General features: G+C 46.8%; 7 protein-coding genes. 3 read left to right on the top strand and 4 right to left on the bottom strand.

Annotation, left to right across the window (positions count from 1 at the left end):
* Nucleotides 1-257: 257 nt before the first annotated feature.
* Nucleotides 258-1127, bottom strand: a complete 870-nt coding sequence (locus tag ACTQ53_RS10610) for a tetratricopeptide repeat protein (RefSeq protein ID WP_217760652.1) — start codon at nucleotides 1125-1127, stop codon at nucleotides 258-260.
* Nucleotides 1128-2101: 974 nt separating this feature from the next.
* Here ACTQ53_RS10610 and ACTQ53_RS10605 point away from each other — a divergent pair.
* Nucleotides 2102-3397 carry an ATP-binding protein gene (locus tag ACTQ53_RS10605; RefSeq protein ID WP_441932995.1) on the top strand — a complete coding sequence of 432 codons (1296 nt, stop codon included), beginning with the start codon at nucleotides 2102-2104 and terminating at the stop codon, nucleotides 3395-3397.
* A 19-nt stretch (nucleotides 3398-3416) separates the two neighbouring features.
* On the opposite strand, the gene ACTQ53_RS10600 is transcribed toward ACTQ53_RS10605, so the two are convergent.
* Genes ACTQ53_RS10600 through ACTQ53_RS10590 form a run of 3 tightly spaced genes read right to left on the bottom strand, consistent with a single transcriptional unit; the run spans nucleotide 3417 to nucleotide 7514 of the window.
* Entirely contained in the window at nucleotides 3417-4466 is a 1050-nt protein-coding gene (locus tag ACTQ53_RS10600) for a FecR family protein (RefSeq protein WP_441932994.1), read from the bottom strand.
* A gap of 11 nt (nucleotides 4467-4477) precedes the next feature.
* Nucleotides 4478-4942, bottom strand: a complete 465-nt coding sequence (locus ACTQ53_RS10595; RefSeq protein ID WP_413777461.1) for a sigma-70 family RNA polymerase sigma factor — start codon at nucleotides 4940-4942, stop codon at nucleotides 4478-4480.
* A 16-nt stretch (nucleotides 4943-4958) separates the two neighbouring features.
* The gene (locus ACTQ53_RS10590; protein ID WP_441932993.1) at nucleotides 4959-7514 is read right to left on the bottom strand and encodes an outer membrane beta-barrel family protein; all 2556 of its coding nucleotides are present in this window, start codon (nucleotides 7512-7514) and stop codon (nucleotides 4959-4961) included.
* A 230-nt stretch (nucleotides 7515-7744) separates the two neighbouring features.
* On the opposite strand from ACTQ53_RS10590, the gene ACTQ53_RS10585 reads away from it, so the two are divergent.
* On the top strand, nucleotides 7745-9109 hold the full coding sequence (locus ACTQ53_RS10585; RefSeq protein WP_441932992.1) for a sigma-54-dependent transcriptional regulator: 1365 nt from the start codon (nucleotides 7745-7747) through the stop codon (nucleotides 9107-9109).
* A 36-nt stretch (nucleotides 9110-9145) separates the two neighbouring features.
* Nucleotides 9146-10474: a sensor histidine kinase gene (locus tag ACTQ53_RS10580; protein WP_441932991.1), complete on the top strand. Its 1329-nt coding sequence runs from the start codon at nucleotides 9146-9148 to the stop codon at nucleotides 10472-10474.
* Nucleotides 10475-10549 lie beyond the last annotated feature (75 nt).

The raw sequence follows: 10549 nt of genomic DNA, 5'->3' as shown, positions 1-10549 counted from the left end.
TAATTGATGGTGTAAAGATACGAAAAATATTCCAGATAACAGCATAAAGCAGAGATTATTTTCGTGAAATATAAACATTTTAAACAGGCCTTACTTTTTAAAGTGGGCTCAAAGATTAAATTCTGCATTTTGTTTTATAGAAGCTTTTGCCCTTTACCTTTCCCTTCGGCCGGTGACCGTTGGTTCAGGGCGCATTGGGTAATTTCAGCCGTATAGGTCGAAAGCCTTTTTAGTCGTTATATAGGTCGAAATCCTTTTTATTCGTTATGAAAGACCTTGTAGGGGTCCATCTGCCGCATTTTTTCCTTGATTTTCTGCTCAATTCCTTCTGATGGTTCTAGAACTTTGGCACCCATTTCCTTTACTGCAGCCTCATCCTCGGCAGCTCCGGCACTATCTCCTAAGATTGTGCGCACTATGCTGCGCTCACGATAAGCATCAATAGAGAAAGGATTCACATCCATCACTTTACCGTAGGTCTGCTCAGCCTCCTTCAACTTTCCCTGTGCCTTCTCTACACGCGCCTTCAGCAACAGCACATCCTCGTTGCCTGGAATATGCTCATAGAGGAAAGTTGCATCGAGTTCAGCCTCGGAAAGCTGAGCCTGATCCAGCAGGATGCTGCCACGAAGCAATCGGGCGGCGTAGAAATCATCACGCTTGCCTATCGCCTCAGTCAGCATCGACACGGCACGAGGTGCATCGCCCAGCCCTCTGCAGGCTCTGGCATAGAAGAAATACGTCTCTACATTCTCAGCATCCAGCTGCAGAGCCTTGTCGCACACATCCGTCATGGCGATATAATCCTCCATCATATACGCCACATCCGCCATACGCAGCAATACAGCCACGTTATCGGGCTGCGCCTCCGAGATTTTCTGCAACTGGGCGTAAGCCTGCTGCAGGTTGCCCATCGAGATGTAGGCACGAGAAAGATAGTCGCGGCATTCCAGATCTTCGGCATTCAGCTGCAGAGCTTGTTCCAGAAACTTGGCTGCAAGGTCAAATTGGTGCATGCGGAGAGCACGCACACCATCATATTTCACCTTGTCGAAGTCCTTTTCCTTCGTTTCTCTCACTTCTTCGGTAGTTTTTTGCCCACCAAATAGCTTTTTCAATATGTTCATATCCAATTGATTTTTTAAGTTTTGAATTGTTTGTTGTTGAAATCGTCTCAAACGACAAGGCAAAGATACAAATAAAATCCAAAAAACGCCCCTTTTTTGGAAGAAATATTTTCTTTTTTCTGATTTTTGGATAATAGAAAACAAACTAAAACGACCAGAGACAATCCATATAAGTATTTACCTTACAGAGAGTTACAACTTTTCCGAATTTCAATTAAAGGCATCAATCTATCAATCTATCAGTTGTTTTTTAAGTACCCCCTCTTACTTTTCACGCCCTTATATATTTATATATAACTAATTAATATTCAATAAGTTATAATAATAAGAGAGGAGGAATTGGAAGAATGACACCCCCTTATTTATAACTGATAGATTGATAGATTGATAGGTTGATAGACTTTGAGACTGAGACTTTTTTAATCAATTGGAACAACCGGAACACAGCCAACTGGAACAAGATAATTGGAACGCAGCCCCCCAGGGAAATCTCCTCTTCTCTAGAAGGCAAGCCCAATCCATTTGCTTCTCACCTTAGGAACAGAAAATCATAGGAAAAACATTAATTTTCCTTAAACAAGCCGCTTTCTAGGATTATTTCGAAGTATAGTTAGAAATATTTTCGGATTTTTGCAAAGTATACTTTAAAATATTTCTGTATGGACAAGCAAATTATCAAAAGAAAGCCTTTCCAGGCTATCACGGCTACATCATCACCCGTGATTACCAGACCCAAATAAAGGCAGATGGCTATACGATAGAGGTAGTACCTATCTGGAAATGGCTACTGCAAGACAACAACTAGAGCTTTAAAGAGCAAAAAGAGATTTTAGATAAAAACAGAAACTTTCCTTTTGAAAAGGAAATAATTGCCGATTTCTTTCCTTTTTAGAAGGAAAGTTTGTATCTTTGCAACCGAGTGTAGGTAGCTACATATTAACAATAAAATAATCAGTAATAAAGAAGGTACACAAATGGAACTACGCAGCACATTTCAGTCAATCATTTCCTTGCACCAAGAGGAATTACCTTTTGCCTTGCAAGAGAGAAGCACCCAACTCCCGTTGGATGGAAACCGCATCGTGACTGTTACTGGCATTCGCCGTTGCGGAAAGTCATCATTATTGGGACTTACGATTAATCGCCTGCTACAACAAGGAACTCCAAAAGAGCGCATCCTCTATGTAGGCTTCGACGATGAACGTTTTCTCTCCATGTCGCCCGAAAACTTCGATGAATTGCTGCAAGCTTATCGTGAAATGTATCCTGATACATCGCTTAAGGATGTTTATATGTTTTTTGATGAGATACACCTCATAGAGGGATGGGAACTCTTTGTTCTCCGGGTGTATAAGAATTATTGCAAGCATATCTATATAACAGGTAGCACAGCCAAGATGCTTTCAGAAGAAATGGCTTCCGCTTTGCGAGGATGGCCTGACGAATATCGCGAGTATCCTTTGAGTTTCAAGGAATATTTGGCGTTCAAAGGCACCAAGGCAAATCCATTTAGCGAAGCTGGAAAGGCAAAGATGGCGGTCTCCTTCCGCGGATATTGCGAGGAGGGCGGTTTTCCAGAGGTAGTTCTCGAAAAAAGCAAGATGGAAAAAGTCAAAATCCTGCAGTCTTACTTCAACACCATGCTCTTCAGGGATATGGTGGAGCATTATCATATCGGAGCTTCTCCTTCGGTGGTGCGTTATTTCTTAAAGCGTGTGATGAACAATCTCACGAAGCCGACTAGCGTGAACAATATTTATAACGACTTGAAATCGCAAGGCTTAAAGGTCTCCAAGGATTCTCTCTATCTGTGGCTCGACTATGCTTGCAACATTTTCATGTTTCGCAAAGTGGAAAAATACGATAAGTCGATGGTAAAACAGCGTTCTGCTCCTGCCAAGTATTATGTGGCTGACATTGCCCTGCGCAATGCCGTATTATTGCCTGAGAGCGAAGATGCAGGCAAGGCTTTGGAGAATATTGTTTATCTCAACTTGGAGAGAACGCTTGGAGAAGAGGACGGGATATTCTACTTCTATGAATCGAAGGAATGCGACTTCGTTGTGAAAAAGGGCGAGCGTGTAGCTGAGCTGATACAAGTCTGCTGGACATTGAATGATGATAACGTAGAACGAGAGATAGGAGGCTTGATAGCTGCCTCCTCCGTTACAGGCTGCAAACAGGGTAAAATCATCACTTTCTCCCAACGGGAGACCTTCGAACGAGACGGGATAAGGATTGAGGTTATGCCAATATGGGAGATGGAATAGGAATAGGCAAAATCATGGCTTAAAGCACCATGATCTTGCCCTTTTCCATTCTGACTTTTGCCACACCCATCTCGTTCAGCGCCGTGATGATTTCCTGCAGGCTTGCCCTGCGGGAGAAGCGGAAGTGGATGAGCTTACCCATATTCGCCTGGGACTGGAAGACTACGGTCTTGTTGTACCAGGCTCCGATGTCGCTCATCGCCTCTGCCAGCGTAACCTGATCCATATCGAAATCGCCTTCCAGCCAATCGGAGACTGAAGAGGAAGCCCTAGACACTACTATCTTATCCGACTGGAGCGTAGCAGTCTGCCCCGGGTGCATCTCTACCTCCGTATCGGCATTGCTCACCTTCACCTTGCCTTCCATCAAGGTTACCTTTGGGGCATCCTTGCGATAGGCTTTCACATCGAATATGGTACCTAATACCTGCGTTTGCATCTCGCCCGCTTTTACCACAAAAGGACGATGAGGGTTCTTGGTTACCTCAAAATGAGCCTCGCCCTTCAGACGGACTTCCCGGACTTCTGCATCATCGAAAGATGCAGGATATTCGAGCGTAGAATTGGCGTTGAGCATCACCCTGGTGCCATCGCTCAGCGTTACCAATGTGGTGGTTGCTGCCGGGGTAGAAACCACGCAATAGCCATCGCTCAGGGTCTGCTCCACCTGCTTGGGAGAAGTGACCTCCGAGAAAAGCTCCATGGAGAACTCCGTAGGCTGAGAAATCTCCTGGGATGAACGGAAAATAAAAAGGAATAGGCTTGCCGCAACTGCAACAGATGCCGTAATCCAAGTCAGGATTCGGGCTTTATCTATCTTTTTCTCAGACAATTCATCTTCTGCCTTCTGTAGATATTCCTCCTCAGAAGAAATATGCTTCTGCTCGAAGGCTTCCCAAGCCGCCAGCGTTTCCTCCTTCGAAGGCTCATCGCCCAAGGCTTCCCCGAATATCTGGGAAAGCCGGGCATCAGAAACATTTTCTGAAACTTTCTCAGAAACATTCTCAGAAACATTTTCTGATACAGAATCCATTCTATAATCCAGTTCTTGATCTTGATTCTTATTCATGATTTTTCCTCCTAATTCTCTATGTTTGTATGCTTCATTCGCTCACGCAAGATGGCGAGTGCCTTGGAAATATGCTTCTTCACGGTGTTGGGACTGATGCCCAGCCTGTCGGCTGCCTGCTGATAGGTGAGATGCTCGAAATAACAGAGGCGGAGAATCGTGCAGGTGGGTTCCTTCAGCTCCCTCGCTATCTGCTCCGCCTGTTGCAGCAGGCGCTCGTGCTCCTCATACCGGGTACTCATATCATACCGGGTGGCCTCTATCAGCGCCTCCACATTGGTCTGTTCCACCTGCTGGTGCTTGAGCCAGTTGAGGCAGGCATTTCTCACCGATGCATAGAGCCAGCTCCTCCTTGTTTCCATCTGCAAGGAGGAGAATTGGTTCCACGCCTTCTCGAAAACATCTCCCACAACGTCACGGGCCTCGTTACCGTCTCCCAAAAGGGACACGGCATAACGCACCAATCGAGGATACATTTCCAGGAATAGCTGCTTAAAGTCGTTGTCTTTCGCTCTGTCCTGCGCCACTACCTTTATATTTATTTCTTGTTGCGTTGAATGTGTATCTCACATTCATAAGAATTTTCTGATTATCTGCATATCGGGTTAACGTGCGATGCGACTGCGTGCCGTTTGCCTCGGAATAATAATATCCTGTATGCAAGAGGTCTTGCACAACAAACATCACCTTGAGGGCATCATTCTTCATGAAGTTCTTGGAAACCCGGAACTGCATATTGCCCGTACATTTTCTCCTTCCGATTCCCATCTCTGCCTTCGTGCTGATGTTGCCCGAAAGATTCATGAACCACCGGTGAGGAAGCCTCAGATTGTTGTTCATGCTGAATGTAAACTGAGGCTGGTTTTTGCCAAACTCGGGGATATTGAGATGATCTACATTATCATGACCGTAGAAGACACTCGCCGTGAGGTTAGGATACCAGATTCCAAACGAAGGCGCCACACGGATATTGGCTCCACAATAGTAGGAATGAGGCACCGAAGCCATCGTCTCCAAAAGCACACTCGGATGGTTCACCTCGTCGTAAGGCTTGTACCAGGTCATGTACATATCAAGTACATAGTTGTAGTAAGCCATGAACGACAGCCACTTGTAATTGCCCGACAGGTTGAAACTGTGCTGCTTCTGAGGCTTGAGATGAGGGTCACCTGAATAGTACTCGTACTTGCTGTCGTAGTCGATGCTGCTCTGAAGCATGACGTAGATAGGACTGTACTTGTTCAGACGATAGGAGAAGGCAAGATTCAGATTATCCTTGCTGTAGCCGATGGATGCAAATGGAATCCAATCCCTGTAGCTGGGACTCTGTTCCGCCTGCAGCACATCCTTCTCGTAATAATCGGTCTTCTGGTATTCGTATCGCAAACCGGCTCCATAGTTCATGTGTCCGATGTTCAGATAATACTCCAGGAATCCGGCATAGATAGACTGGCGGATGTGGTTGAAGGCATCGGCAGAAAAGCCGCTCTGGGTGAAGTCGTTGCGGCGGTTGGTAAACATCTCTTCCGTTCCGAAGGAAAGCCTACCCTTCCACAAAGGTCCCGACACCACCAGCTTGGCAGCATAGAGATTACTCCTCACCTTGCTCTCTGATTCCGCATCCAGCTGTCCGTCGTTTATCGCCGTCTGGGACCTCTGACTCACCTTGTTATAGAAGTCGCCATTGAAATTGATGTTCCATTTGCCGAAATCGCCATTATAATAGGCGTTCACGCTATGCGACCAATGGGGCTTGCGTTTCGAAAACAGATCTACGCCCATGCTTTCCGTCAGTTTGCCATCCTCCCACACATCAGTTGCTCCCCAGCTGTGGGTGTAGTTGTTACCTATTATATTGGTTGTCTCATAGCGCATACCCAGCGATTGCTTCTCGGAAATCTCATAGTTGAAACCTGCGTTCATAAGAATCTCTCCACCAAGGGTTTTCGTGGTTCTGCGGCTGTTGAATTCCCAGTCGCTGGTGGTATGGAGCTGGGTTTCGGAATGGGCGGTGGTGTGCGAGCGATTCAATCCCACTCCCACTTCGCCGAAGATATCGAGTCCGCCCGTACGATAGTTCAACTGCACATCATCAAAAGTATGAGGCGAATAACGGCCCTGCATATATTCAGAATAAAGGCTTCCGCTCAAGCCCTGTCCGCGCTTGCGAACGGCACGCAGACGGATTACGGCATTGGTCTTGGAACTATACTGCGCTCCGGGAACGGTAACGATTTCTGCCTTCAGAATATCCTTGGCGCTCAATCGCTTGAGTTCGTTCAGATTCTCCAGTTTCCTGCCGTTGAGATAAATCTCGGGCGCTCCACGACCGATAATTTCCCAACTCCCTGCTTCGCCCGAAACAAAGGGCAACTGACTGATCATATCTTCGGCAGAGCCCAGTTCGCCCAGGATGGTACCTGATACCAAGGTGGTGAAGGCACCGTCCTTGTACACCACATTGGGGCGGGTACTCTTGATGGTTACCGCCTTCAGCTGCTGGGTGTCGGGATGCAGACCGATGTGCATGGTAGGCTTGCAGGCCAGGGTCTGCGACTTATAGCCCACAAACGAAACCTTCAGCATCACATCCTTATCGGCATAAGGAAGCACGAAGCTTCCATCCTCTGCCGTTACACAACCAGCCACATAAGCCTTGCTGACGGAGGAAATCAACACCACGTTGGCAAAAGGCAGAGGCTTCTGGTGCTCATCCACTACCCTGCCCTTGATCTGTTCCACCCGGGTCGTCTTGCCCGTGTATTGCACGGCAAAATAGGTATTGTGCTCTACGAAGGAGAAAGGTTTCCCTTGCAGCACCATCTCCAGGGCTTCCTTCTGTCGCTTAGCCTGGATATTGGCAGTAACGCGATATTGGTCGGTAGCCTGATAGGCAAAGAGGATATTCTTCTCGCCCGCCTTTTCAATCTTCTTCAACACGGAAGTAAGCGTTTCGTTATGCACCTGAAAGGTCATACCTCTGCTTTGAGCAAATAGGGAAATGCTCAAGACAAGACTCAGTATAAGGGAAGTCGTTCTTTTCATCATTTTTCTTGTTTTTATGATTCTACTTTGTTCATAATACAACATCCCCCTGGAATCGGGTACGCCTATTAAAAAAATAATGTTGCAAAAGTACAAAAATAATTGGGAAACTTGCCATTTGTTTTCACCAAAAAATATTCTTCCTGCCACTTTTGATGCCTTTATCTGCATTTTTTCGTCTAATTATTAGACAATCATTACCCATTTCCGATGATATTTCGTAACTTTGCACCATGATTAAGAAACAAGGAACGATATTGATTGTTGATGACAACCGCAACATTCTTACTACAGTAAGGATGCTGCTGGAACCCATATTCGATGGCATCATCACCATCGCCAACCCTAACTCCATCCCAGCCAAGCTGAGAGAGGAGCATCCCGACGTGGTGCTGCTCGACATGAACTTCTCCAGCGGAATCAATTCGGGAAACGAGGGACTGTACTGGCTCAGGGAAATCAAGAGCCTCAGCCCGAAAACCGAAGTGGTGCTCTTTACCGCCTATGCCGACATCCAACTTGCCGTAACAGGCATCAAGGAAGGTGCCGCCGACTTCATCGTGAAGCCTTTTGAAAACGAGAAGATGATACGTACGCTGGTAGAGGCTAGGGATAAGAACAAGGCTGTGGATAACGTTATTAACAGGAATGGTGGAAAACCTGGTGGAAAAGATGCGCAAAGCGCTATGTATTGGGGAGATAGCGAAGTTATGAACAATTTGAGAAGTATTGTGGAAAAAGTTGCCGCAACCGATGCAAATATCCTCATTACGGGCGAAAACGGAACAGGTAAAGAGGTGTTAGCCAACGAGATACATCGTTTATCCACAAGATGTGGAAAAAAGATGCTGCCTGTGGATATGGGAGCCATTACGGAAACCCTTTTCGAGAGCGAACTCTTCGGTCATGTGAAGGGTGCTTTTACCGATGCCAAGGTGGATAAACCGGGCAAGTTTGAGCTTGCCGACGGCAGTACCATCTTCCTGGATGAGATAGGAAACCTATCATACGGTCTTCAGGCAAAACTCCTTACCGCCCTGCAACGCAGAAGCATCGTAAGAGTGGGCGGAAGTACGCAGATTCCCATCAACGTACGACTGGTTTGCGCCACCAACCGCAACCTGCAGCAGATGGTAAACGATGGCGAATTCAGAGAGGATCTGCTCTACCGCATCAACACCATCCATCTGGAATTGCCTGCCCTGAGACAGAGAAAATCAGACATCGTTCCGCTGGCAGAAAGATTCCTCCGTCAATATGGCGATTTATATAATAAGTTGAATCTCCGTCTTTCGGAAGAAGCTGAGAAAAAACTTACCAGTTTGCCTTGGTACGGCAACATCCGTGAACTTCAGCACGCCATCGAGAAAGCCGTGATTCTGTCTGATGGCGGAATGATTTCTGCCGAAGATATTGACGGCGGAAACCAGCAGAGAAGAGAGAAGCCCCTGGAAGAGGTTCAGACGCTCGACGAGATGGAGAGCCGAATGATAGAGAAAACCATCAGGGAATGTGAGGGAAACCTGTCGGTGGTAGCCGCAAGGTTAGGTATTTCCCGCCAGACGCTTTATAATAAGATTAAGCGATACGGGTTATGAATTTAGGCACGGATTACACGGATTTTTAGTTATCAGATGAATAGTCAGTTAGCAATCATCGTTTTATTGGTGATTTTGGTAGTTCTAGTAGCAGTCAACATCTGGCTCTACCGCCACTATCGCCGGAACATCAAGAAGGTAACCTTCCTTTTTGATGCGATAGATAATGGGGATTTCTCCTTCAACTTTCCTACGGAGAAGGGGTTTAAGGAGGATAAGATCCTGCACAAATCCCTCAACCGCATCAAGCTCTTCCTGCAACATACGAGAGAGGAGCAGATGGATCGGGAGAAATATTACGAGCAGATTCTGAATGCGGTGGATACGGGCATCCTGGTGGTGGATAGTCACGACAACATCCTGCAACATAATCAGGCAGCCCTCCGGTTGCTCGATACGGATGTGCTTACCCACATGAACCAGGTAAAAGAGAAACTGAAGGATGAACACTTGGCAAAGCATGAGACGCAAGCCATGCTGAAAGACAAGCACGTGCGTATCATCGCCCTGAGCGACGTGAGCCACGAGCTGAGCAATCAGGAGGTGGATTCTTGGATCAAACTGATTCGTGTGCTGACCCATGAAATCATGAATACCATCACGCCGGTTACTTCATTGAGCGAAACTCTGCTGAAAGAATTGGGCAGCAAGGAGCTGCTGATTGCAGATAACGAATCTGATGATTTACATTCTCCAGGCAAATTGATAAAGGTTTCAGAGAAGCCACAATCTGCTGAGCAAGCAAAGCTGAAGCAAGGCTTGGAAACCATCCACAAAACAGGAACCGAGCTGTTGGCTTTCGTCAACAACTATCGCCGCTTCACCCATGTTCCCCAGCCTCAGCCTGCCCTCTTCTATGTGGAACCATTCCTGGAAAGGATGGCTCTGCTCTGCAACCACGAAGTAGAAATAGAAGTTTCTCCCAAGGATTTGCTGGTTTACGCCGACGAGAGTCTCCTCTCTCACGTAGTAACGAATCTTCTGAAGAATGCCGTAGAAGCTTTCAGGGGAAAGGGGAAGTTATCTGCAGAAAGAAACAAGCAAGATGGAAATGAGCAGGGTAGGAACAAGCAGGAATGCCGCTCCGCGGATTTGCAATCCGCGGCAAGCAAGAAGGCATTTATCCGTCTCCATGCCTACGCCAACGCCCAGGAATCCATCATCATCGACGTGAGCAACAACGCCGGTCTCATCCCCGAAGATGTAGCCTCCCACATTTTCATCCCGTTCTTCACCACGAAGCCGGAAGGAAGCGGAATCGGTCTCTCCCTCTCCCGCCAGATCATGCGAGTAAGCGGCGGCAGCCTCTCGCTCCATCAGGACAAGGCACAGGGAATCACCACCTTCCGCATCATCATCCCATAACATAAACACTTTTTTGAGAGAAAAGTTTGGTGTTTATCCATAAAAATCGTATCTTTGTCCCCACAAATACAGAAG

It is taken from the genome of Prevotella sp. Sow4_E9_plate (assembly GCF_052116205.1).
GTDB lineage: Bacteria > Bacteroidota > Bacteroidia > Bacteroidales > Bacteroidaceae > Prevotella.
Note: the sequence above shows the minus strand (reverse complement) of the source record. Positions and strands in the feature narration are given on the sequence as shown.

What these genes read in the sequence shown, in the direction of transcription:
- ACTQ53_RS10585 (WP_441932992.1), top strand. Translation starts at nt 7,745, where the DNA reads ATGATTAAGAAACAAGGAACGATATTGATTGTTGATGACAACCGCAAC.
- ACTQ53_RS10605 (WP_441932995.1), top strand. Translation starts at nt 2,102, where the DNA reads ATGGAACTACGCAGCACATTTCAGTCAATCATTTCCTTGCACCAAGAG.
- ACTQ53_RS10600 (WP_441932994.1), bottom strand. Translation starts at nt 4,466, where the DNA reads ATGAATAAGAATCAAGATCAAGAACTGGATTATAGAATGGATTCTGTA.
- ACTQ53_RS10580 (WP_441932991.1), top strand. Translation starts at nt 9,146, where the DNA reads ATGAATAGTCAGTTAGCAATCATCGTTTTATTGGTGATTTTGGTAGTT.
- ACTQ53_RS10610 (WP_217760652.1), bottom strand. Translation starts at nt 1,127, where the DNA reads ATGAACATATTGAAAAAGCTATTTGGTGGGCAAAAAACTACCGAAGAA.
- ACTQ53_RS10590 (WP_441932993.1), bottom strand. Translation starts at nt 7,514, where the DNA reads ATGATGAAAAGAACGACTTCCCTTATACTGAGTCTTGTCTTGAGCATT.
- ACTQ53_RS10595 (WP_413777461.1), bottom strand. Translation starts at nt 4,942, where the DNA reads ATGTATCCTCGATTGGTGCGTTATGCCGTGTCCCTTTTGGGAGACGGT.